25 protein-coding genes are annotated in these 21,854 nt (G+C 39.2%); 10 read left to right on the top strand and 15 right to left on the bottom strand.

Annotation, left to right across the window (positions count from 1 at the left end):
* Window positions 1-8 precede the first annotated feature (8 nt).
* The 4 genes from SNE_RS00205 (at window position 9) to ltrA (ending at window position 3,117) form a co-directional block, all read left to right on the top strand.
* Complete coding sequence (locus SNE_RS00205; RefSeq protein WP_013935020.1) at window positions 9-464, top strand: conjugal transfer protein TraD; 456 nt, start codon at window positions 9-11, stop codon at window positions 462-464.
* 5 nt (window positions 465-469) lie between these two features.
* Window positions 470-952 (top strand): disulfide bond formation protein B, encoded by a 483-nt coding sequence (locus tag SNE_RS00200; protein WP_013935019.1) that lies wholly within the window; start codon window positions 470-472, stop codon window positions 950-952.
* On the top strand, window positions 949-1,209 hold the full coding sequence (locus SNE_RS00195) for a hypothetical protein (RefSeq protein ID WP_013935018.1): 261 nt from the start codon (window positions 949-951) through the stop codon (window positions 1,207-1,209). The genes SNE_RS00200 and SNE_RS00195 overlap by 4 nt, the downstream gene beginning before the upstream one ends.
* 423 nt (window positions 1,210-1,632) lie before the next feature.
* Window positions 1,633-3,117, top strand: coding sequence for a group II intron reverse transcriptase/maturase (ltrA, locus tag SNE_RS00190; RefSeq protein WP_013935017.1), 1,485 nt, complete (start codon window positions 1,633-1,635; stop codon window positions 3,115-3,117).
* Window positions 3,118-3,338: 221 nt separating this feature from the next.
* Here the strand turns inward: ltrA and SNE_RS00185 are convergent, their stop codons facing one another.
* The 3 genes from SNE_RS00185 to SNE_RS00175 all read right to left on the bottom strand — a co-directional run bounded on the left by SNE_RS00185 (window position 3,339) and on the right by SNE_RS00175 (window position 5,700).
* On the bottom strand, window positions 3,339-3,923 hold the full coding sequence (locus SNE_RS00185; RefSeq protein WP_013935016.1) for a hypothetical protein: 585 nt from the start codon (window positions 3,921-3,923) through the stop codon (window positions 3,339-3,341).
* A 17-nt stretch (window positions 3,924-3,940) separates the two neighbouring features.
* A complete protein-coding gene (locus SNE_RS00180) occupies window positions 3,941-4,759 on the bottom strand; it encodes a hypothetical protein (RefSeq protein ID WP_041418592.1) in 819 nt (272 codons plus the stop codon).
* Window positions 4,760-5,115: 356 nt separating this feature from the next.
* Window positions 5,116-5,700, bottom strand: coding sequence for a recombinase family protein (locus tag SNE_RS00175; protein ID WP_013935013.1), 585 nt, complete (start codon window positions 5,698-5,700; stop codon window positions 5,116-5,118).
* 218 nt (window positions 5,701-5,918) lie between these two features.
* Here SNE_RS00175 and SNE_RS00170 point away from each other — a divergent pair, with 218 nt between their 5' ends.
* Window positions 5,919-6,137 (top strand): hypothetical protein, encoded by a 219-nt coding sequence (locus SNE_RS00170; protein WP_013935012.1) that lies wholly within the window; start codon window positions 5,919-5,921, stop codon window positions 6,135-6,137.
* A gap of 28 nt (window positions 6,138-6,165) precedes the next feature.
* Here SNE_RS00170 and SNE_RS00165 read toward each other — a convergent pair whose 3' ends face one another.
* Window positions 6,166-6,606 carry a hypothetical protein gene (locus SNE_RS00165; protein WP_193765372.1) on the bottom strand — a complete coding sequence of 147 codons (441 nt, stop codon included), beginning with the start codon at window positions 6,604-6,606 and terminating at the stop codon, window positions 6,166-6,168.
* Window positions 6,607-6,722: 116 nt separating this feature from the next.
* Here SNE_RS00165 and SNE_RS00160 point away from each other — a divergent pair, with 116 nt between their 5' ends.
* Complete coding sequence (locus tag SNE_RS00160) at window positions 6,723-7,037, top strand: hypothetical protein (RefSeq protein WP_013935010.1); 315 nt, start codon at window positions 6,723-6,725, stop codon at window positions 7,035-7,037.
* Between the two features lie 500 nt (window positions 7,038-7,537).
* On the opposite strand, the gene SNE_RS00155 is transcribed toward SNE_RS00160, so the two are convergent.
* The 4 genes from SNE_RS00155 to SNE_RS00140 all read right to left on the bottom strand — a co-directional run bounded on the left by SNE_RS00155 (window position 7,538) and on the right by SNE_RS00140 (window position 11,821).
* Window positions 7,538-10,588 carry a hypothetical protein gene (locus SNE_RS00155; protein ID WP_013935007.1) on the bottom strand — a complete coding sequence of 1,017 codons (3,051 nt, stop codon included), beginning with the start codon at window positions 10,586-10,588 and terminating at the stop codon, window positions 7,538-7,540.
* Window positions 10,589-10,696: 108 nt separating this feature from the next.
* Window positions 10,697-10,903, bottom strand: coding sequence for a hypothetical protein (locus SNE_RS00150; protein WP_148258890.1), 207 nt, complete (start codon window positions 10,901-10,903; stop codon window positions 10,697-10,699).
* A 104-nt stretch (window positions 10,904-11,007) separates the two neighbouring features.
* A complete protein-coding gene (locus SNE_RS00145; RefSeq protein WP_079891495.1) occupies window positions 11,008-11,514 on the bottom strand; it encodes a transposase in 507 nt (168 codons plus the stop codon).
* Window positions 11,465-11,821, bottom strand: coding sequence for a transposase (locus SNE_RS00140; protein WP_013943592.1), 357 nt, complete (start codon window positions 11,819-11,821; stop codon window positions 11,465-11,467). Before SNE_RS00140 ends, SNE_RS00145 begins: the two co-directional genes overlap by 50 nt.
* A gap of 160 nt (window positions 11,822-11,981) precedes the next feature.
* Here SNE_RS00140 and SNE_RS13365 point away from each other — a divergent pair, with 160 nt between their 5' ends.
* The gene (locus SNE_RS13365; protein WP_013935005.1) at window positions 11,982-12,851 is read left to right on the top strand and encodes a transposase; all 870 of its coding nucleotides are present in this window, start codon (window positions 11,982-11,984) and stop codon (window positions 12,849-12,851) included.
* 81 nt (window positions 12,852-12,932) lie between these two features.
* On the opposite strand, the gene SNE_RS00130 is transcribed toward SNE_RS13365, so the two are convergent.
* The 3 genes from SNE_RS00130 to SNE_RS00120 all read right to left on the bottom strand — a co-directional run bounded on the left by SNE_RS00130 (window position 12,933) and on the right by SNE_RS00120 (window position 14,695).
* A complete protein-coding gene (locus SNE_RS00130) occupies window positions 12,933-13,280 on the bottom strand; it encodes a hypothetical protein (RefSeq protein WP_041418590.1) in 348 nt (115 codons plus the stop codon).
* A complete protein-coding gene (locus SNE_RS00125) occupies window positions 13,243-13,926 on the bottom strand; it encodes a nucleotidyl transferase AbiEii/AbiGii toxin family protein (RefSeq protein WP_158307177.1) in 684 nt (227 codons plus the stop codon). Before SNE_RS00125 ends, SNE_RS00130 begins: the two co-directional genes overlap by 38 nt.
* A 157-nt stretch (window positions 13,927-14,083) precedes the next feature.
* Window positions 14,084-14,695 (bottom strand): type IV toxin-antitoxin system AbiEi family antitoxin domain-containing protein, encoded by a 612-nt coding sequence (locus SNE_RS00120; protein ID WP_013935002.1) that lies wholly within the window; start codon window positions 14,693-14,695, stop codon window positions 14,084-14,086.
* A 309-nt stretch (window positions 14,696-15,004) separates the two neighbouring features.
* Here SNE_RS00120 and SNE_RS00115 point away from each other — a divergent pair, with 309 nt between their 5' ends.
* Complete coding sequence (locus SNE_RS00115; RefSeq protein WP_041418586.1) at window positions 15,005-15,544, top strand: plasmid pRiA4b ORF-3 family protein; 540 nt, start codon at window positions 15,005-15,007, stop codon at window positions 15,542-15,544.
* A 78-nt stretch (window positions 15,545-15,622) separates the two neighbouring features.
* Here the strand turns inward: SNE_RS00115 and SNE_RS00110 are convergent, their stop codons facing one another.
* From SNE_RS00110 to SNE_RS13275, 3 genes are all read right to left on the bottom strand, one after another.
* Window positions 15,623-16,600, bottom strand: a complete 978-nt coding sequence (locus SNE_RS00110) for a tyrosine-type recombinase/integrase (protein ID WP_231919489.1) — start codon at window positions 16,598-16,600, stop codon at window positions 15,623-15,625.
* 49 nt (window positions 16,601-16,649) lie between these two features.
* On the bottom strand, window positions 16,650-17,825 hold the full coding sequence (locus SNE_RS00105; RefSeq protein WP_013934999.1) for an ATP-binding protein: 1,176 nt from the start codon (window positions 17,823-17,825) through the stop codon (window positions 16,650-16,652).
* A gap of 243 nt (window positions 17,826-18,068) precedes the next feature.
* Window positions 18,069-18,671 carry a site-specific integrase gene (locus SNE_RS13275; protein ID WP_193765371.1) on the bottom strand — a complete coding sequence of 201 codons (603 nt, stop codon included), beginning with the start codon at window positions 18,669-18,671 and terminating at the stop codon, window positions 18,069-18,071.
* A 542-nt stretch (window positions 18,672-19,213) separates the two neighbouring features.
* Here SNE_RS13275 and SNE_RS00095 point away from each other — a divergent pair.
* Both SNE_RS00095 and SNE_RS00090 read left to right on the top strand, forming a co-directional pair.
* Entirely contained in the window at window positions 19,214-20,872 is a 1,659-nt protein-coding gene (locus SNE_RS00095) for a hypothetical protein (RefSeq protein WP_013934997.1), read from the top strand.
* Window positions 20,873-20,961: 89 nt separating this feature from the next.
* The gene (locus SNE_RS00090; RefSeq protein WP_013934996.1) at window positions 20,962-21,336 is read left to right on the top strand and encodes a hypothetical protein; all 375 of its coding nucleotides are present in this window, start codon (window positions 20,962-20,964) and stop codon (window positions 21,334-21,336) included.
* Window positions 21,337-21,476: 140 nt separating this feature from the next.
* Here the strand turns inward: SNE_RS00090 and SNE_RS13495 are convergent, their stop codons facing one another.
* A complete protein-coding gene (locus tag SNE_RS13495) occupies window positions 21,477-21,827 on the bottom strand; it encodes a DUF2251 domain-containing protein (protein ID WP_013934995.1) in 351 nt (116 codons plus the stop codon).
* Window positions 21,828-21,854 lie beyond the last annotated feature (27 nt).

Here is a 21,854-nt window from a genome sequence, read left to right as displayed (position 1 = left end):
AGATAGTCATGGAATTAGACTTCGAAGATGAGAAAATGAAGTTAGCTTTAAAGAAATCTAGGATTGAGGCTCAGGAAAAAAGACTGAAAGAAAAAGAACGGAAGATCCGAACAAGACGTTTGATTGAACTCGGAGGATTAGTATCAAAAGCAGGGGTTGAAGAGCTTAATAACAATGCTCTTTTGGGAGCTCTTTTAGATATCAAAGAAAAACTCAATGAAGAGTCGACTGTAAAAAAGTGGAAGGACAAAGGAGCTGCCGCTTTTGAAAAAGACAAGGCTCAAAATGGTGAGGCACTGATTGTATCTTTTGATGCAGAGCCTCCAAGAGAAGCAAAGGACAAACTTAGAAACCTAGGTCTGAGATGGAATCGCTTTCGACGGGAATGGCAAGGATATGGGAAAAAAGATCTTCTAGAAAAAGAACTTAGAGAGTTCGGGGCAATGATTGAATCTGTAGAGTGACTAACGTGGAAACAACTTTAAGAATTTTTTTAAACCGTTGGTTTTTAAGTATCCTTTCCATAGGGGTCTTAGCCTTGACTTGCTCATTTTTAGCAGTTCATGTTTTTGGTTTAAAGCCTTGCATTCTATGTAAAATGCAAAGAATCCCTTTTGCCCTGATGATCGCTAATGCACTACTCGGGTTAATCGGTCCCTATAAAGAAGGGTTTTTTAAAGTCATTGTGGGCGTTCTTGGAGTAGGGGGCTTACTCGGAACAGTTCACTTTCTGATGCAAATAGGTATGGTTCCAGATTTCTGTTCCTCTACAAGGGGGTTTAATTCTCCTGAAGAGTTTTTAAATGTCCTCCAAGCTTCTAAGTGCTCTAAGATTAATTGGTCGATACTAGGGATTCCTGTTTCTCTCTTAAATGCAATACTTCATGGAAGTGTTTTAGGAGTATCGGTACACCTGAAGGACAAAAAGAAGCTAACGAGAGGTGTCACATGAAAATGCAAGTCTTTGTCAATAAGTTTTACCCTGAGGAATTTAGGAGAAAGAGCGATACTGAAAGATACCATTCCAAAGGAACTTGCGAGGTTCTGCGACAAGAAGTTGTTGCAACGAGTTGTCTCTCTATGAAGAGACCATCCTTACAGTGGGATGAATCTAGAGCCCTGAATAAAGTAGCGGGCTCGACAATGAAGCGAAGGATTAATATCCGGGAAAGAAACCGCGAGGTGGAAATCCTCCTGACAGCCATATGATCAGGTAAGCGCTAGATAATGAGTATGGCAAAAGTAATTGAATCTATGTTTAAAGATCGTCATAAGTTGACAAGCGGAAATGGCTTAAACGCTTGAGCCAAAACGGCAACGGGAGAGAGTGGAAAGGCTCTCACTTCTCCTTTTCACACTGTTCATAAGCTCCCCGGTCTAGAGTAGATGCCTAACCTCATGCACTCGTTGCAATGGAACTTGGAAACCTTGTAAAGCCCCTGAAGCGTCAGGAAGGCTTCCCGTAAGGGCAGCTAACGCTTTGCAAGATTGGGATGTTGGAAAAAGCAAATGCCGTTTTGTAACGAAGCGGATACAGGTTGAAACATCACCTGATACGAAAGTATGCCCACGTCCAACGGGTCCTTCTTTGTGAGAGAAATTGAAGAACCTTATTAATAAAGGAATTTGCAAATGACAACACTAAATCAAGTAGTTGGTGCGCCTTTAACAAGAGACATAAACTGGAAATCCATTGACTGGAAAAAAGTTGAATCCCATGTAAGAAAGCTTCAATTGCGTATTGCAAAGGCTGTAAAATTAGGACGCCTTGGAAAAGCGAAAGCTTTGCAATGGCTCCTGACACATTCATTCTATTCTAAGCTTTTAGCGGTCAGGAGAATAACCCAAAATAAAGGGAAAAACACTCCTGGAATAGACCGCATTGTCTGGAAAACCTCGAAGCAAAAGATGCAAGCCGTGAAGGATCTTAAAAGAAGAGGTTATCGATCTCTACCTTTGAGACGGATTCATATTCCCAAAAAGAACGGAAAATTCAGACCGCTCGGAATTCCTTCTATGGTCGATCGAGCCCAACAGGCACTATACTTGCTGGCTCTGGAACCCGTAGCGGAAATCAAAGCGGACAAGAATTCTTATGGATTTAGACCAAAAAGGTCTTGCCACGATGCTTTGGAACAATGTTTCAGAATCTTGGCTAGGAAAACATCTCCTAAGTGGGTTCTTGAGGGAGATATTAAGTCATGTTTCGATAAAATCTGCCATCAATGGTTGGAAAATAACGTAATGATGGATAGACGTATATTAAGGCAATGGCTTAAGGCAGGATACATAGAAAAGAAACTTTTTCATCAAACAGAATCGGGTACCCCACAAGGAGGAATTATCTCTCCTGTATTTTCAAACCTAGCTCTAGATGGCTTAGAACAAGTAATCAAAGCTAATGCGAAGAAAGGAGATAAAATTAACTATGTGAGGTATGCGGACGATTGGATATGCACAGCAAATTCCAAAGAAATCTTGGAACAAAAGGTGCTTCCAGCTGTCACTCAATTTCTAAAAAAGCGTGGATTAGAACTATCACTTGAGAAAACTAAGATCACGCACATTGATGAAGGATTTGATTTCCTAGGATTTAATTTGCGAAAATATAAGGAAAAACTCCTTATAAAGCCTGCCAAGAAGGAAACTTTGGGGTTCCTCGCAAATATCCGGGAAACAATTCGATCAAGAAAAGCAGATAAAGCTGGTAACCTGATCTATACCCTCAATCCGAAGATTCAAGGGTGGGCCAATTATTACCAGCATTCTGTGGCGAGTCGAGTTTTTAACTATGTAGACAACTGCATTTTCGAGGCTCTATGGAAATGGGCAAGAAGGAGGCATCCAATGAAACCGGGCAAATGGATCAAAGGTAAATACTTTGCCAAAGTTGGCCTAAGAAATTGGTGCTTCCATGCGAAAGCAGGTAAGGAAAAGAAGCTGATTCTCCTTAAGAAAGCTTCAGACACTCGCATCTACAGACATGTGAAGACTAAAGCAGCTGCCACGCCATATGATCCCATCTACAAAGAATACTTCCTTCAGAGAAATATAAAGCAGCAGATGAAACGTAACATTTACAGCCGGGCTAAGCCATTTAGCCTTAAAGGGGCTTGAGCCTTGTGATGGGAAACTATCACGCAGGGTTCTTAGAGGGGTAGCCACCGGTAACGGTGGCCGCCTACTCGGCCATATTCTGTTAGGTTCTATCGAGATGGATCTCAAAAATATAACATATCGAGTCGACCATGAGGGAAAAGTTAGCTTGAAGCCTCCTTTTCGAATTCACTCAAATAAAAAGGCTGGAATTAAACCTAAGCTCGTCCCTTCGATTGTTTTTAATACTCGTCCCAATCTTGAGATCTCTGGTTTTCATGAATATCAAGTAAAAACGTTTTCTCTACTGGGATAGATGAATTGTACCTTACGCATCCAAATAATGGCGGAGAATAGGGTTGTTGATGGTACCAACTCCCTTGTTGAACAAAGTTTGCGGCAAAAGCTACTATCTTCCCGTCTTCGTCATATTCTATCTCGAGGATTTCAAATGTTCCAACAGAGGTATTATGTCCTCGTCCTGAACCACTAAAATCCAAACCAGGACTTTCTTTCTTCTGAAACCCATATCTAGTTGCATCTTGATATATCCCTATTGCAAGTTCTTCTCCCCTAGGAGCTGCAAAACTTGCGCCCCACCACACACTATGGTTATTGCCATGGAACCTAACTTCAACACTTTCTCCCCCTCTTTCATAGACGGAGAATTTTCCACCTTGATCTTCTAGATAAATGGCTTTTCCGCCACCCCCTATGTAATCTCCTGGAAAGCTAAAATAGCTTAGCCCTGTGAAGCGACTGCCTTCGTTTGCTGTTAACGTTCCCAATAGTGCTAGCATTCCCAAAATGATAGATTTCAATTTCATTGATCTTTCTCCTATATTTAAGATTCAGATGAATACCAGGTGTAAGTGTGATAGGCTGTAAACCCCATAGCTAGAGTTGTCATCAAAAATGGCCAAGCCTTGCGGCAAACTCCTGCTGTTTTGAAACCAAGATCGATTAGGGCTTTGATTTTCCAGTTCTTAAATTCTTTGAGCTTTCGATCTGCTTCTTCAAGCTTTTGTGTTTTTTGAGCTAGCTTTCTTTCAATTTCTTGTAGATTCTCTGCTATCTTTTCTAATTGGCTATTTAGCTCAGCATGTTTTGCATTCTCAGCTTCCAGGCGACTTGTTACTTCTGCAAGTTGCCTAGTGATCTGTTCGTATTCACCTAATTTTCCTGCAATATCAGCGAGCAATTGAGATTTTTGATCAATTAATTCTCTAATTCGAGCATCGTTCTCATTCATTGCTTGTTTCTGATCGTTTAAAACTAATCGATGTTGTTCGTAAATTTCTTTAAACTTTTCTCCTACTTCTTCTAACTCCGAGATCCTGTCTCGCAGTTCAAGGTTTTGAGCAGCAAAAATTGCATTTTGGGTTTTTTGCTCTTCAAGATTCTGTTTCATGACCGATAAATGGGTTTCCATCTGGCATAGCAAACGAACCTCTTTAATTCGCTGTTCTTCGCGTTCCGCACAGCGCTCGGCGTACCAACATGCTCCAAAAGCAGCGACGTTAAATGCAAGTCCTGGGACTGTAAAACTTGTAAAAGCATTGAAAACAGTTTTGACTCCAAAGGCAAACTGCCCTCCCCAAGCTGCGTAGGAACAAACACGATCGCATTCAGTTAACAATGCGACTTGATTGCTTGAGCTCATAACAACCTCTCCGTTTTGAATTAAAAAAGACAAAAAGTTAACGTAATCAGATTGTATTTTTTAAAATAGATCTAAAAAATTATTGAAAATAAGAGGCTTATGGTTTTTCTTGCTCAGAATACACTCTCAGCAAAGAAACGAAAAAGCACGAAAGAATAAATAAATTTAATTCTTTATGACGGGTGATCAAAATAATCACTAGAATTGAACGAAAGATCTTTTTTTGGTATTATTAAGGGAAAGTTTTGAGGCACATTAAGAAGTATTCAACCCTGCTAAGTTTGATGACCTTCCTAATTGTGCCTCACTTTAAACTAACTCAAAAAATAATCCAAGAAAAACCTCATCAATTTCTGTCATCTACCGATTTCCCGATAAACTGTAAATCGTGATGTATTTAGTATTCTCGCAATATGAGACACTCCCTTGCCTTGTTCGATGAGCTCTTTTAAGGTCTCACGCTGTTCGTTGTTCAGAGATCTTGGCCGCCCCCCTTTCCTTCCTTGGCGCCTAGCCGCTTCCAGCCCAGCCAAAGTTCTTTCTCTAGTTAATTCTCTTCCAAACTGAGCAAGCGACCCAAAAATATGAAAAATCAACATCCCACCTGAAGTCGTAGTATCGATTCCCTCTGTTAATGATTTGAAGCCAATCCCTCGTTTCTTTAGATCTTCTATAATCCCAATCAGGTCTTGGAGCGACCTACCTAAACGATCAAGCTTCCAGACAATAAGCACATCTCCTTTTTTCATGAATTCAAGTGCATCTTTAAGTCTTGGGCGATTAAGGTGTGAACCAGAGACCTTTTCTTCATACAAATGCCGGATATCTACTCCTGCATCCACAAGTGCATCAATTTGCAATTGCGGATTTTGATCAAATGTTGAAACCCGAGCATACCCTATTAATAATCCTTTTCCGTTTTTACGCTTTTCTGGAAACATGTATCGAAAACCTCTGTTTTTACCTTTTGATACAAGCTACTAAACGAACAGTATTTTTGCTACATGATTTTTAGTCTGTTTGGAAAATTTCTGACTGGTGTTCGAAAACGATCGTTTTTGATACACCTTCTCAAAATGTAAAAATGCCTTTGTCATATTTCCGGTTTTAAGATATAAATATAAGAAATATGTTTAATGACTAGATTTGGAGAGTACTTTTGTCTGATAAAGAAGAGTTTGTCAAAGTTACCGTAAACATGTCAAAAGGTCATCATAGGAAGTTGAAAGCTATTGCGGCTATTAAGGGAATAGGTCTATCTAACTATATTATGGATTGCATTGAAAAGGTGGCTCTACGGCAAAAGGATGGTGTTGGAGAGCATTTAGAAGATGATGCGATAAAAGAAGTAGAAGAACTAATTGAAAATCAATCATGAATTTGCGGACCTTTTTGTTAGCTTAAGGTCATTTTAAAGATGCTCTTCGAGTAATGTTGGTTTTGGAATCCGTATAAGACTGAGGAGGAGCATCCTTCTTGGAAAAACTTGAGAAGTCCATAATTTCTATAGAGTTAGGAATTCTCTGATGACTCGCAAAGAGCAGCTCTCTTAAAGAGTTTTCTGAAAGGGCGAATTCTTTTGCCATTTCTGGATGCTTTTTTTGGAACTCGAACTCTTTCCCCTCAATGACCTTTACTATATCCTTTCCGAACGCTGCTTCAAGCAATGGAAGCGAAGCAAACTGATAGTTAATAGGTTTAGCATTATCTTCGATGAAAGAAAACAAACGAAGAAAAGAGGGATAACCTTGTTTTTCCTTCAAATCATAGGTATTCGTGCCTTTGAGCATTTTCGTATATAGAGATTGCATTTCAGGATTTTCAAACTCAATATTTTCAAGTTTCATGTATGTTTTCTTCAATTTGTAATGTTTAGTCTGAAGCTTCAAGTCGTTTTTATTCACCACTCGACAATCAAGAAAAAACATTTCTAAACTTTGCCGAAAAACTCTTATGCCGAACTATGAGAGCTGCTGCAACAGCTTTTTTCTTAAGCTCAATCTTTGGCCCAAGCTCCCAATCCTTGAACAACGTATTCGGTAAGTCTTTGTTAGTAGCAGGAGCTGCTGAAGGTGTATCTGCACTTCTCTCTTATTTAGACCATCCCCTAACGAAATTAGCGAGAACTTGCGATACTTTTTTTAAAACAGGACCTTCTATCGAATCTTATATCCAAGACTGGGAAAAACATTTTGCTGGCAGTCTATGTGGTCTTAACGTAAAAGTCGCAGCTGTAATGCTCTGTGATAAAGCCATTCATATTGGATTGAAAGGTTAATTAATCCAGCCAACAAATAATCTGAAATTTGAGAGTAATGGCAGATGCTAAACCCCAAAAAAATAGGCGAACATCTCTTTTTGGGGTTTTGTATTCCTTTATAGTCAGAGCTTTCTATCTGTTGGATGTTAATCTCAGCAAAGATAGCATTTGCAAATAGACCAAGTTTTGATTTGAACGAAAATTAGGGTGAGCTTCACCTTCGTTGCGAAAAAATGCATTACAAATCACTCAGAATCTTATCATAAAGCTTTGATTTTGCGGCGATGTCTGGTATTCGTCCACTAAAGGGCAAAAAAAAAAGAAATCGGGCTGATGTATTCCATTTGCTTGTGCTTATCTTAAGAGCTGAACAAGTAATCGGTAACATTCCAAAGAAGATTAGATGACTCCAAAAGGTTGGGGCTTCAAACCACAACACCAATCGACGTTTCATCAGGAGACTTATGGTGAGGTGTTACGTATTATGAAAGAACAAGGGCGGTTAGCCCCTTAGCTTATTACTTCGCCAAAGCATAGCACTCAAATGTCAATTCTGTGTTATGAGGATAAAAGATTTTGAAGTATTCCTTCCCTTGTGCTTGCAACTCTTTTAAGTTGCTAAATTCAATTCGCCCTAGGTTGTCATCTTCTATCGAGTAAATTCCATGCGCTTTATCAAAAATAAGATTCACTGCATGTCCTGTTTCGGTTTTTGGATCGCGTAAACCGAGAATCACTTGCGAATATCCTAAGTTACTAAATTCTTCCATTTTTGTTGCTAGGTTCTCGTAGAGTCCACCATCGGATGAGAACGGAGAGGTCGTGTGGTGATGTCGAAGCCCATACACTTCACAGTTATGTTTGATTGCTCGGGTTGCTTCGTCCCACGACATTGCGCCATCTTTGGCCTTTTCTACTTTGCGTCCTACAAGATTTTGGTGAAAGCGCGTTCTTTCTGTACTTCCCATTTGTAGGGTGCTGCGGTCCATGGTGGGATCTCTCATCAGTGTGCTCATACGAGAAAGAGAGTTATTGTAACATACCCCTTTTCCAAGATTGGTGTTGTCGTTGTCTCCTTGGTTATGTGGCATGACGATTCTGTGAGCGTTGTCAAATAACCAGAGGTGCTCTTCTTGAAAATGGTCTTCGTAATTAATTAGAAATGTTTTAGCGCCATCTGTTTTGTGTTCTTCGACTTTCTGTGAAAGGTAAGGTTCAAGTTCTCGTAATGGAGTGCGGTCAATTAATTGGAGACCGAGGGAATTGAGGAAGTCTTCTTGGCATGAGGCGACATAAATCGAGAACTGTCGGCGTGGATTCATGTAGGAGTAATTGGTTAGTAACTCCGAAAATTTGCCGCTTGTGGGGGAATCATAGGCTGTTGCTAATTTGCTCCAATTTTTTTCTAGATCCGGCATGACTGTTTCTCTTGTAAAGAGTTCAAAGGTCTGAACGAGTGTTGAGTAGTTGGCTGTGAAGTTGTGATTGAGTGCTGGATTGAGTGTGTAAAGATCGGTAAAGCGACGAAAACGCATTTGTTTTGCTGTAGACCTTGCAATATCTACAGCTCTACTTGCGGTTGCTTCTAGTTGCTCAGGATGGAATGCTTTTTGCTTTAATGCTCTAAGCATGTTTGACTGGGCATCGAGTACAGTGACTCTTTCTTGGTCTACATAACTCGCTAAGACTCTCGCTGATACTTTTTTTAAAACATCTGGTTTATTGATGTCTTCGTCTTTTTTGACAAACTTAGCAAGATCTAACTTGCTTAACTTATGCTTTTCTAGCACAAATCCCATGAGAAATTTTTCTTCTGAAGAAACTGCTAATGTCTCTGGATTCAGTAATACATCGAGCGCTTTTTCTAGGTGTTTGAACTCGACCGGATTGCCCGAAATGGAACGGAGAGTGCTGATTTGACTTTTGATGTATGAAATATCTTCACTCAGAAACTGTGAATTTAAATCTAAAGATCCAAGTTTTTCTTGGATGATTTGTAGACTCTTCTGTCGACGAACTTCGGGTGAAACTTCCACTTCTTTTTTACTGGGAATCGTGGTAGATTTTGGTGATGAATTTTCTGATCCAGATTCTGAGGCGCGCTTTTCCCACATGGCAAAGAGGCTGCTTTTTGCCTTGGGTTCTGGTTTGACTTTTGCAAGTTCTGGTTCTGGTATGGAAAGTGCTTTGCGCAGGGCTTTTGCTGTGGGTTCGAGACGAGCTCCATCTTTATGGTCATTAAATTCACTTTGAATTTTGAGAACAGCTTCGTATAGGGCTATTTTTTCTTCTTGCTGGAAAATAGGATGATCAAACGATTTGATTGCTCCTTCAATATATTCGGCAAGGCTATTTGCTAGTTTCTCTCTCCTTCCTGAGTTACTAAGGTCTCCAAGTTTTCCTGGTATATAGGAAATAAGGGGTGCGAAATTGACGTTTGTTTTTTGAAGTTTTGCATTGTAAAGGTCGATCATGGCTGCGTGAGTCTCACTTAATCTACCTTCGGTATCGGCTGAGTCTACTTTAGGTTTGAGATCAATGCATTGGTCCACTAAGGGTTCAAGTGCTAGGAGTTCTTCTCTTGTTGCCACTTGTTGAAGTGCGGGAATGAGGTGATCACGTTCAAATGCTACCAGCTTTGTAGCGATCGGGCTAAGTTCTCCTGAGATGGGATTTGATAAGAGTTCTTTCATCTCGAGTGGAAAACTGCTTTTGATGCCTTTATGTAAGTCAAGTGTTGTTTCTAAGGCATCTATAACTTCATTTAATTCAGCTCCATTTTCTCCAAACTCCTTTTGGATTTGTGTGAATGCTTGGTAAAGAGCAACTTTGTCCTTTGTTGGCATATGTGGGTTATCTGCAATGCGTGCAATCACTTGTTGAACCTCAGTTAACTTTGAGATAACTTTGGCTCTGCTCTGAGAGCTTTCTAAGTTGGAAATGCTTCCTGGTGCGTAATTGATTAGCGCTTGGTACCCGGGATCTGCTGTGAAGTAGGTGTAATTGTAATTCTCGTAAGAGGCTTTTTTGAGTTCATCGAGTTTGCCATTTGGGTCGACTTCTTCGACTTTGGACTTAATGGTAAAGACAAGTTGAACAAGAGGTTTGAGGGCTGCAAGTTCTTCTCGAGATTCTGCTTTCAAAAGCGCTGGATTTAAAACATTTTTTTGAAAATTATAGAGCTGTGTTGCAACTCCGACTTTATCTTTTATGGTATCTTGTTCGGCAAGTTCTTTTAACCTAGCGATAAAAGGATTTGTTAAGACGTCTTGGTTTTCGGGGGATAATTTAGCCCTCAGATCGGTTAAGAGGCTCATTGTATACAGAGCAACGGTAAAGGGTGTACCCTTCCCTTCGTCCTTGAGTTTAGTGTTGATCTGTCCAACTTTTTCGGAAAATGTAGCGATTGATTCGCTATCCAGCTCTTTATCAGTTGACTGCAAATCAGAAATGACTGAAAAGACTACGGATGAGATTCTCTCAAGAGCTGAATCATGGACAGTTTGATTTACTGGATTAAAAGAACAAATTGACTTAAATTCCGATGTTTTAGTGACATCCGTGCTCATGTGATTTCCCTCTTAAACATACCTCTATTAATTTAATCTTAATTATAACAAAAATTTTAATTAATAGGAAGAGGAATATTGTAATTTAAGCTTTTGAAAATAAGTTGCTTAAGAGAAAAGTTGTTCGTTGGGGGTCCCGATTGTAGCCCGTTTTACAAGTTCCTTAGAATCAGTTTTTTCTGCATCTTCAACTGTTTGCTTCAGAATACCCTGAATTTTGGCTCGCATAACCTCTTTTGGTGTAGGTAGGGGACCTGCATCAGTTTGAGTATTATTTGTGTTTGTTCTTTCTGTAGTGATTCCAATTTTATACATCTTAAAAACCATTATATTGAAGTTTAATTAAGCAAAAGCATAGTCCAGACATTTTATTCTTTTCAAGGATAAATAGTTTAAGAAAAGTTTTTGATCTCGAGAACCTATCCAACTAAATTTTTTATCCAAGTATAAACTACCCCCAATATTACCAATCCATTCCATATCACGAATAAACGCTCCCATCGCATCAATAGCCGACGACAACGTCTTTTTAACCAAGCAAAAGCTCGTTCTACCTTCCAGCGTTGTGGGCTCAATTTGAAGAAATGGGTAACTTCGTTAATTTCTGGCGCCCATCTTCCTTTGATTTTCCGATAGGGAATTAGAGGAAATATTCCCATGTTTAACAAAAACTGACGTAACCAGCCTGCATCATAACCTTTGTCTGCCTCAAGAACAACTACTCGCCCTTTGAGTGACTTTAATGGAAGCTGTGTAAGCAATCTGCTAACTTCCTGTTTTTCATCCCCCTTTGCATCGGTAGTTGTAATGGCTATTGCATTGCCGTTTTTATCGATAAGCAAGTGAAGCAGAACTCCCTTGCCTTTATAACCATAATCAACTTTTTCCCCTCCTCCTGGAGCGGGGGGAAAAAGAACCGTCCACAGCTACTTGAGAAAGATCAACTTTTCCTTCCATTATTGCTATCTGTAATAGCCCACTCATCACCTTATCAAAAACTCCTTCAACACTCCATTGCTTTAACCATTTGTGAGCTGTAGAACGAGGGATAAAAAGAGAGGAATCTGTCGGAAGATCCGCCCAACGACATCCTCTCGTTAAGATAAAGAGTATTGAATTCCAGGTTTTGCGTAGATCACTTCGAGGAGTTCCTCTCTCCAAAGGAAAAGTATGGTCCATAAGACCTTCAATGAGTTGCCATTGTTCATCTGATAAACACTTAAATCCTGCCATGTCATCTCCTAAATTTTTTTAAAAGAATATAGCATTTAACTTTTTAGTTGGATAGATTCGACGACTGTGTTGAAAAAATCAGAAGAGAAGTCTTGATAAAAATTTCTTAAAAAAGAGAAGCTCCTTATGATTTAAGTCACTAAACATAAAGGAGCTTCAGATGCATAAACGCAATTGGCACAAGTATAATCGAGACTTAGTAAAAAGAGGAAGTATAACTTTTTTCATCGATCCAAATGCGTTAACTGAAAAGCCAGAGGAAAACAAACGAGGTCGACCTCGTTTGTTTTCCCTTCCACTCATCTATCTCCTTCTTGTCTTAAAGATACAATATCGCCTTACCTATAGAACTCTCGAGGGTTTTGCCAAATCAATCCTTCCACATATAGAAGCTGATATTTTTCTTCTGACCTACTCTCTGATCTGCAAAAGAGCTTCCCACATGGAAGCTCTTTTGCCCAAGCTCTCTTCTAGAAGACCTAAAGTAGTGCTGTTAGATACTACAGGGATCAAATTTGAAATCACAAAAGGGCATGAAGTCGAATCGGCTCTAAATTCAAGCCGAAGAAAAATCCTTGAAAAGTTGGTTCCAGGGTCTACTTCAGGGCTTGATGATAGCGAACTAAAAGGGGCTTTAAGCGCATTCATTCAGGAAAAAGGTTCGCAAATCAAAACTCTCGATTTAAAATATCTCGGATTAAAATTGCTGCCTCCAGAGCTATTCAAATTCAAAAATCTAGAGCGGCTTGATCTTGCTGGAAACAATATTGTTTTCATCCCTCCAGCTATCAAAGAGCTACGTAACCTAAAATTTCTAGGTACTGGAATGAACCAAGGAATTATCCTACCTAGTTACTTACAAAGAGACCTAAAAATAGAAGACCCATTTAGTCTAAAGGGTACTTTGGGAGGAATGATAAAGATCAAGCCTCGCAATTTCTTAGATGATATCGCTAGCTTCTTCAGCTATGTTGGAAGCATGTCTATTTTGAACTCGATCTTTAAAAACGTTAGTCCCTCTACAAACTAAGAATGTTAAAGGAGCTCTTTTGAGAGAGCTCCTTGTTTTTAATACTCGTCCCAATCTTGAGATTTCTGGTTTTCATGAATATCAAGTAAAAACGTTTTCTCTACTGGGATAGATGAATTGTACCTTACGCATCCAAATAATGGCGGAGAATAGGGTTGTTGAACTCCCTTGTTGAACAAAGTTTGCGGCAAAAGCTACTATCTTCCCGTCTTCATCATATTCTATCTCGAGGATTTCAAATGTTCCAACAGAGGTATTATGTCCTCGTCCTGAACCACTAAAATCCAAACCAGGACTTTCTTTCTTCGTCGCATTGTATTCCTGAGCAGTCTTGTCATAAGCGTTAACCATAACCGAACTTGCATGTCCCGTGACTTTAACGAACGCAGGTCTATTTCCAATAGGATGATAAAACAGTAACCGCTGCATCAAAATCATGATCTAACCCACATTCACTAGCCAACTCCTTGAAAGGCTCTCTCCAACTTTCTGGTGGGATGGGTGCTAAAGAAGGCGGAGCTGATTTTTCACGACATTGAAACGTATTTTCTAGACAACTCATAACTCGTTTTCTATTTAATCCAACTTTTATCAATAAAAGCACATCGACCAAATCTTTCACTCTTGAATTTTCTCGCTCCCCCCTTTTAACAGTCATTGCATGGATTTTTTCAGCAAACTGTTGTTCGAGAGATATGGCTTGGAAACGTGCCGGAGGAATCCCATATACTTCAAGAAAATTTTCCCCTTCAATCTCTTCTATGGGCGGTGTAAGGACATCACCCATTCCAATATCCAAAGAAAACGAGACAAAAAGCCTTCCAGCCATCATGCTACGTATATTGAACCGAAATCCTCCTGCAGGAGCAGATTCTATTAATTTTGCTGAAGACCCTATCTGAAAAACAAAGTAGTCATCAAGATTTATTGCTGCACATTTCTGGAGCTTTTGGTGAAGAATTGACTGTTGCTCTTCTATTGTTCCAGTTATCTTCAAACGCGTTCCGAGATCAAGATCTTTTGTAGCTCGAGATAACTCAAATCGCACCTCTAATGCATATCCTCCTTTTAACACCCAAGAATAGGGCCTTTCATAAAACAAGCGCGCAAGGAATCGTTCAAAAGCAACCTTCCTACGGATTCTCTGCAAGTCGATGGTTGTATTCTTTGAAATTGCTTGAAGTCGACTCTCTAGACTTTGTCGAAAACTAGCTGGAGACAAATAGGTCCTATTATTCACTTTTTACAACTCCATTTAAAATGCGACTTATTCGGTCCGATTTGAAATCTTCTTTAAGCTCAGAAACTAGGTCTAAAGAGACTATTCCTCTATCTAAAGCATCTAGTATTGCTTGAATCGCCAACTCTTCAGAAAAACTTTTATCCAGCAAAATATCTTGAATCGTCCTCTTTGGGCTAGTAACTCTATAGCCCTCAAATTCCCAGATTTCTTCTTCAGAAAGATTCGCAAAATACAGAACAAGATTTTCCGGATATGGATGATATTTTCTAAACCCTTTAGGGACTGTCATATAGTATTTTGCTGGCATGACATCACTAAGCTCATGAATAGCAAGCGCGGTTTGATGAGAAAACACCCCTTGGACCTTTCCTTGACGATTAGCAGACCAAAGGCTCCAGAACACTAAATCAGGTCTTTCACCTGTCGGATAATTTGCCAGCCGATAAATTCCTCGCCCTTCTTTAATCCAATTTCCTTTTTTAACGTGATAAGCAAAACGACTATCTGAATAACCGGCTTGTTTAGCCTGATAAGCAGTGAAGTAGCCTTGTTGAAGGCTGGCTATTTCGTAAAGTTTCTGTTGAACAGTCTTTTCTCTCATACATAAAACCTAACATTTGGTTAGGTTTTATGTCAAATCTATGTCGCGATAATTTTTATCCCATTAATTATAGGGTAGATACTCATCTACAAAAAGATAAACAGAATCATCATCCGGTGTTGTTGAATAAATCGCTTTAAGTCACTGATAATCAGTGAAAACGAAAGCGTCAATTTCAGACTGGGTCCCCATTCAGATCTTTTCTAATCATCAGGAGAATAGAATAGTGAACATTCAGCGTAAAAAAATTTCTTGCAATCCCCATTTCTCATCAAACACAATTACTCCTCATTAAATGGAGAAACCTCTATGAATACACAAGGAATTTACCAGTTAAAAATATCCCTCCTAGATCTTAAACCTTCAATATGGAGACGCATATTATTCGATCCAAAAAATACCCTAGACGAACTTCATATGGCTATTCAAGTAAGTATGGGATGGGAAGATTATCACTTATTCTCTTTTGAATATGGAGGACGATACTTTGAATTTGATGGCAATGTAAGGTTTACAGACCGCCTTTCGAGTTTAAAAATGAAAGAAGGCGATGAGCTCCTTTATGTGTATGACTTTGGTGATTCTTGGAAACATTCAGTCGTTTTAGAAGCTCTTATCCCCAAAAATGAAAAATCATTTTACCCCTGTTGCATTGATGGAAAACGTGCCTGTCCCCCTGAAGACTCTGGAGGAGTCTGGCTATATAGAGAAAAACTTAAAATTCTCAAAAATAAAAAGCATCCCGATCATGAGGACCTCATCGACTGGATAGGTAAAGATTTTAACCCAGAATATTTTGACTTAAAAGAAGTTAACGAAAACATTCATAGTGCTTTTACTTGTGTCTAAAAAAGCGCTAAAAATTATTCCTTTGCTTCAGATACTGATAAAGCGTCTCTGGCTAATATTTAACATCTCAGAGTTAATCTAAGTCACTAGCTGAACTTTCTCTGTCGCATTGTACTCTTGAGCAGTCTTGTCATAAGCGTTAACCATAACCGCGCTTGCATGTCCAGTAACTTTCATGATGTCACTGTCTTGAAATCCTTGCTGTTTTAAGTACGTCACAGTTGAAGCTCGAAGAACATGAGGCGTTATCTTAAAAGGCACTCCAGACTTTTTCCCAGCTTTTTTAAACATATGCGCTACTCGGTTAACCATTACAGGTTTTCCAGTACGCGTGACAAAAACTCTCCTCTCTCGCTCGTTGACATATTGCTTTAGCTTATCTATCACAGTTTGAGGAAAAGTGATCACAGTCGTCTTCTTCATCCCCCTTGCCTTAGATTGCTCAAAAACAATTTTCCTTCTATCCCAGCGGATCTGCTCTATTTGAAGAGAGAGAACTTCACTGATACGCTTGCCACCTTGAAGCATCAACTTTGCAATCAAACACTCCCTTGGACTGATTTCTTCAAGTGCTTCTAAAAAACCTGTCCACTGAGATTGACTCATAGCAGCAGTTTTAACTTTATCGTAAACTTTAAAAAAGGTTTTCCCAAGCCCTTCCCTATTTGCAAGAGCCTTGGGAATAAGTCCTCTCGAACGACGGTGTAAAAAACCTGTGAATGAAATATACCCCGCCGCCCTTGCTTGTCTCGTACACTCGCTCCAATGAGAAACCGACTTAATCTGATCCACAATCACCTCATGGTTGACAAGCGCAAAAGTTTGCAATGTCATGAGCGAATCAAAAAGCCCCAACTCTGCAAGCCTCCTAAGACCTGATTTGTAATTACTTCTAGTCCTCTCACTCAGTGTCCACAACCAAACCTCTACAGCCTCTTGAATGTTAATGAGTTCTAGTTGCTTCCAAATCCAATTTGACTGAGACTTTTTTGCTTCTTCATAGTTTGTGACGTCGAAGCATTCCAAACTGTTTGTATTTTTTAGAGTCAATGACATGGTTTTCGTCATTTATGAGAAAACGAAAAGGAAAAAAGGAAGGGGCTGCTTACTCTTTCATGGCGATTTCAGGAAAATATTCCTCTATGCCTTGTTTCCAAGGATAGCAAGTAACGTGGTCGAATGTTTTCATGAAACGGTCTTGGCTCAAAACAATTGCCTCACAATTTGGAATCTCTTTTGTGACCTTGATAAAGGATCTAATGCTCATTTTATCAATGATTTCAGCGCTCTTGATTTCGATGCATAGAAGCGGTTTATTAGGTCTTTCTATAACTAAATCAATTTCAACATCTGATACCGTGCGAATAAAAGAGAAACGGTAATCAGGTTGAAAGTAGCTACCTAACCGCATGAACTCTAGTAAAATAAAGTGCTCAAATGCCTCCCCATAAGCTGCTGTTTTCGGTATCAGAGAAGCAGAGAGCCTCCTAGATAGACTACGGACAACACCTGGGTCAAAGAAATAAAACTTAGGCTTTCCTACAAGACGCTTTCTAAAAGAACTATGAAAAGGCTCTAAAAAGAATCCAATCATTGTGTCCTCTAAAATTGAAAAATACTCTTTGATTGTCTTGTCATCCACTCCAACATCTCTCGCGATATTTGCGTAGTTAATGATTTTCCCATTGCACTGTGCGGCTACCTCAAGAAATCGACGAAATGGCTGCAATTTTCGGACAACCTGTTCATTCCAAATCTCTTCTTTGAGGTAAGTATCTGCGTATGAGCGTAGAAATTCGTTTTTTTCTTCCTCTCCATCGAGATTAAAAATCCTCGGCAAAGTACCCCAGTGTAAGGCTTCTTGCAGATCAAAGTGATTTTTTAATTCAAAACACGAAAAGGAATGGAGGTAATATACGAAGGCGCGACCAGCAAGCAAGTTAGCCCCACCTCGCTTTAATTTTCTTGCGCTTGAACCGGTTAAAATAAATATTCGATCTGTTTCTTCGATTAATCGGTGGACTTCGTCAAGTAATTTAGGGACCTTTTGGATTTCATCTATAACGATATATTTGATTTCAGGTGAAAGAGCTTTTACAATGGAGTAAAGCTCGCTAGGATTACGAAAAAACCGATCTTCCACGCTCGAATCCAAAAGGTCCAACCAAAAGCATTCTTTCTGATCAAACCGGTGTTTAAGCAAAGTGCTTTTTCCTGTACCCCTGGGCCCAAACAGAAAAAAACTATGTTTACTCGAAAAATATCTTAAGCGAGAGAACATATCCTACCTCTTATTTTACCTGACATTTTCGGATGTATACTCCTTTTTTGTCTATTTATACAATAAGTAAAATAAGAAAAATGGAGTATATTCCATTTTTCCCTGGTATTTATGGAGTGTGTGCTGTATACGGCAATCTAAGTCACTAGCTGAATTCTTTCCGTTGTGTTGATTTCGTGAGAGGTCTTGTCATAAGAAGCCACCATGGAGGCGCTCGAGTGTCCCGTCACCTTCATAATATCACTATCCTGGAATCCCTGCTCTTCGTCCCGCCTCCGCAAACGTTTCACTTAACCGGTTCAGCTGAATACCCTTTCCTGTCCGAGTCACAAAAACTCTCCCCTCTCTTTCCGCCACATACTCCTTAAGCCTCTCCATCACCGTCACCTTTTTCATCCCCTTCATCTTTGACTGGGAAAACTCTATCTTCCTCCGATCCCAACGGATCTGCCCCGTCTCAAGAGCAAGGACCTCTCTAGCCCTTTTCCGCCCTTGAAGCATCACCTTTGCAATCAAACACTCCCTGGGACTGATCTTTTCCAGCTCCTCTAAAAAAGCGCACCATTGAGCCTGACTCATCGCTGCCGTCTTCACCTTATCGTAAACCTTGAAAAAAGTTTTTCCATGTCCTTCCCTATTCGCAAGAGCTTTGGGAATAAGTCCTCTCGAACGACGGTGTAAAAAACCTGTGAACGAAATATACCCCGCCGCTCTCGCCTGTCTTGTATATTCGCTCCAATAAGCAACCGACTTAATCTGATCTACAACCACCTCATGGTTGACTAGCGCAAAAGCTTGCAAGCTGACGAAAGGATCGAACAACCCAATCTCTGCCAAACGTCTCAACGCAGATTTATAATTGATTTGCGTTTTCGAACTAAGCGTTGACAGCCAAACCTCTACAGCCTCCTGAACAGTTATGAGTTCAAGTTGCTTCCAGATCCAATTTGCATGAGACTTTTTTGCTTCTTCATAATTTGTGACGTCAAAGCATTCTAAACTGTTTGTATTCCTTTATAGTCAGAGCTTTCTATCTGTTGGATGCTAATCCAAGCAAAGATAGCATTTGCAAATAGAGCAAGTTTTGATTTGAACGAAAATTTGAATGAGTTTCACTCTAGTTGCGAAAAAATACATTACAAACCACTCAGAATCTTATCATAAAACTTTCATTTTGTGGCGATATCTGGTATTTGTTCCGTAAAGGGCAAAAAAAGAAATAGGGTTGGTGTATTCCATTTACTTGTGCTTATCTTAGGAGCTGAACAAGTAAAAAGAATTCAATCAGCGATTGTTTTTACTCATTGACTTCTCATTTAACAGGTAAAATGGACCCGACTCAAAATTATTCATCTTCTTCGAGGTCGATTTTTCCACCGCAGACAGGTATGGAAAAGACATCAAGCTCTTCCAAGCATTCAGAATCGCTAAGTTCAATGCCTGCTGATGTTGAAGGAGCTGTTCATATCTGTCAGATGGAAAGAAATGAAAATTTAGAAAGATTAAAAAAAATAGCTTCACAAGACCCATTTATAGCTGAGTTTACAGCTCTTGAAGTCGAACTAAATGAGCTGAAAGTACCCTTTATTGAATTACAGGAGGCACTTTTATCGAATTCACCGGAAGCTGCGAATAAAGAGTTAGAGCTGGAGACTAAGGTCGGAGAAGTACTTAAAAAGTATGAAAACATCGGATTAGAAAAAGAAGATTTAAGATTCCTCTTCGTACAAAAGTGCGATCTTACTGACTTTGCATGCAATGTGCAAATAGCTTTGTGTAAAATATTTAATCAAAAGAGCTATGAAGTACAAGTTCACGAGTTTATTAATCTCAACCGCTCTCTAATCTTCGATCACTTTGAAAAAAATGGAATCACTATCCCCCTAGAGCTAAGAGATTCGGCTGACCTTAATATCGAAATTACTTCGGCTCTAAAGGGCTTTGCAACTACCCATAATAAAGGAAAAGCCCCTTTAATTATTACTCTTCGGTCAGGAGATAGAACATTTAAGTTTGTCTTTAAACCTAGAGATGCACAGATAGATAAAGCTGTCTTTAGCTGTTTTCAAAAAGTTAATAGTCTAGGAGATAGAAATCTCCCTCAGTGCGTTATCTTGAATCCGAAAGCTGAGGAAAAATGGATAAATCTAGAGGATATTGGAGCTTGTAGCCTTTGGGAATTCAAAGACGGAAAGCAGTTTAGTCAAGTACATTTCGCGGATGTCTGGACTTTTATTAAGGAAAGAGAAAGGGTGGCCGAAGCAATATTGAAAGCTCGAGACTGTTTACAAGCAAAGAACCCAAAAGGAGCTTCAGAAATTCTTGAAACACACGAAAAAAAATTCGATGCTTTAACTTTTGGACACTACAAAGATAGTTTCGAAAAAATAAAGGTCGATTTAAACACTCTCGTTCAAGTTAAAGAATTAGAAGCCTTTGTAGAAGAAGAGCAAGGCGAAGAAAAGCAAAGCGACAAGCTTACAAAAAAAGTACTCTCCGAACTTCGCCCTCTATATATAGCTTTCAGCAAAGATACAAGTTCTTTATCTGATCAAGCCATAGGATTAGACTCCATTCTAACTAAAATGAAAGTCGGTGACCTTATTCCACAGAATTTTATTTTTTCTCGGGTTGGTGAAGAACTATTGTTGATTCCAATTGATTTAGAAGTGATTTTAGCTTCAAAAACATCGATGGGAGTTCCCCTTGGGAAACACATGAAAATTAACGAAAAAGAAGTATCTTTTCTTGAAGAATTTCAATTGGCAGTAAAAGAATATCCGGTCAGAATTCTTCCCCTTGCTACAGAATCGATGATAAGCCCTGCGATTCATAGTGCATACAATTCAAGAGAAATGCTTTCTGATCACATAATGAAATCCTTAGAACGGGATTATACGCTTTCCATAAGCAAGTCTGATCTCCAAAAGTATATTTTAATAGACCTCATAAATAAAGATGTGCCCTACTGCACACTATTTCAAGGTGAATTATTCTATGGACCTCCTAATAAAGGAATTAGGATTGGAAGATTGAAAAATCAATAGTTGTTTTTAATTCTCCGTCTTAGAATTAAGTTGACAAAAAATTTAATTTTCTGTAATCTTTATTCATTAAATGAAAAGGAGTTAGACTTATGTCTACTAGAGTTGAAAGCTTTGGACTTTATTCATCATCAAACTCTCACTTGCACCCTTATTTAATAAAGGAAAACGAAGTGCATGTGCAATGTGAAGAAGCAAAAGAAAGGTTAAAGGAAGAATTGCTTAGTGATGCTAGAGATTTAGCTGCTAAAAAAACATACTCTCCTATTGAAGCAAAAATAGCTGCTAACTCATTGGTTAGTGAAAAACTTGACAAAGCGGTTGAGGAAATGAAAGAGGGTACAACGGATTTTGAAAGACAAGAACTCATAAAAAACACATGGAAAATTATTTCAGGTGAACTTTATTCCCCCTTCGAATTTAAGGGCACTCTTGAAGCCATATTAAAAGGTGAGCATATCTCGTAAAATGTGTAAGCAACTCCTCAATAAATTGAGAAACTTTTAAATTATGTTATACCGAAGTACACACATTAGGACGACTTACAACGCCACTGAGAGAGCCGGCAGACTTTCCCAATCAAGCAAGATTTAATGCCGCATTGACATCAGCATGCGCTCGGTTTCCACACTTTCCTGCATTTTGATGGAGGAAAATTAGTTCTGCATTGGCCTTCCATTTTAGCAAAATCAAAAATCGCATGACAATGACCGTTGATGAACAAACCTGTCCTAGTGTCTTTCCACATAATCTCGAATAATGAGGGCTTATCTTTATCCTTAACCCCACAGACATTATAAATATGAAGAGCATCTAATATGGGGTCTTCAGAGTTTCTCTCATCACAAGCATAAAAATAGCCAGTTTCCCCATCATCCTCAAAAACAGAATAGTAAGGCTGGTCTCCAACGGCACTAGTTAAAAGGATCTTTCCTACGTAAAATTCACCTCTGCTCAATTCAGCACTCTCCTTACAGTAAAAATT

It is taken from the genome of Simkania negevensis Z (assembly GCF_000237205.1).
Taxonomy (GTDB): Bacteria; Chlamydiota; Chlamydiia; order Chlamydiales; family Simkaniaceae; genus Simkania; species Simkania negevensis.
Note: the sequence above shows the minus strand (reverse complement) of the source record. Positions and strands in the feature narration are given on the sequence as shown.

Coding starts and splice junctions, on each gene's coding strand:
- SNE_RS00150 (WP_148258890.1), bottom strand. CDS start 10,903: ATGTATAAAATTGGAATCACTACAGAAAGAACAAACACAAATAATACT.
- SNE_RS00185 (WP_013935016.1), bottom strand. CDS start 3,923: ATGAAATTGAAATCTATCATTTTGGGAATGCTAGCACTATTGGGAACG.
- SNE_RS00110 (WP_231919489.1), bottom strand. CDS start 16,600: ATGTCATTGACTCTAAAAAATACAAACAGTTTGGAATGCTTCGACGTC.
- SNE_RS13365 (WP_013935005.1), top strand. CDS start 11,982: ATGCATAAACGCAATTGGCACAAGTATAATCGAGACTTAGTAAAAAGA.
- SNE_RS00175 (WP_013935013.1), bottom strand. CDS start 5,700: ATGTTTCCAGAAAAGCGTAAAAACGGAAAAGGATTATTAATAGGGTAT.
- SNE_RS00140 (WP_013943592.1), bottom strand. CDS start 11,821: ATGGCAGGATTTAAGTGTTTATCAGATGAACAATGGCAACTCATTGAA.
- ltrA (WP_013935017.1), top strand. CDS start 1,633: ATGACAACACTAAATCAAGTAGTTGGTGCGCCTTTAACAAGAGACATA.
- SNE_RS00120 (WP_013935002.1), bottom strand. CDS start 14,695: ATGAGAGAAAAGACTGTTCAACAGAAACTTTACGAAATAGCCAGCCTT.
- SNE_RS00160 (WP_013935010.1), top strand. CDS start 6,723: ATGAGAGCTGCTGCAACAGCTTTTTTCTTAAGCTCAATCTTTGGCCCA.
- SNE_RS00105 (WP_013934999.1), bottom strand. CDS start 17,825: ATGTTCTCTCGCTTAAGATATTTTTCGAGTAAACATAGTTTTTTTCTG.
- SNE_RS00205 (WP_013935020.1), top strand. CDS start 9: ATGGAATTAGACTTCGAAGATGAGAAAATGAAGTTAGCTTTAAAGAAA.
- SNE_RS00165 (WP_193765372.1), bottom strand. CDS start 6,606: ATGAAACTTGAAAATATTGAGTTTGAAAATCCTGAAATGCAATCTCTA.
- SNE_RS00130 (WP_041418590.1), bottom strand. CDS start 13,280: ATGCAGCGGTTACTGTTTTATCATCCTATTGGAAATAGACCTGCGTTC.
- SNE_RS00180 (WP_041418592.1), bottom strand. CDS start 4,759: ATGAGCTCAAGCAATCAAGTCGCATTGTTAACTGAATGCGATCGTGTT.
- SNE_RS00115 (WP_041418586.1), top strand. CDS start 15,005: ATGAATACACAAGGAATTTACCAGTTAAAAATATCCCTCCTAGATCTT.
- SNE_RS00155 (WP_013935007.1), bottom strand. CDS start 10,588: ATGAGCACGGATGTCACTAAAACATCGGAATTTAAGTCAATTTGTTCT.
- SNE_RS00095 (WP_013934997.1), top strand. CDS start 19,214: ATGGAAAAGACATCAAGCTCTTCCAAGCATTCAGAATCGCTAAGTTCA.
- SNE_RS00090 (WP_013934996.1), top strand. CDS start 20,962: ATGTCTACTAGAGTTGAAAGCTTTGGACTTTATTCATCATCAAACTCT.
- SNE_RS00195 (WP_013935018.1), top strand. CDS start 949: ATGAAAATGCAAGTCTTTGTCAATAAGTTTTACCCTGAGGAATTTAGG.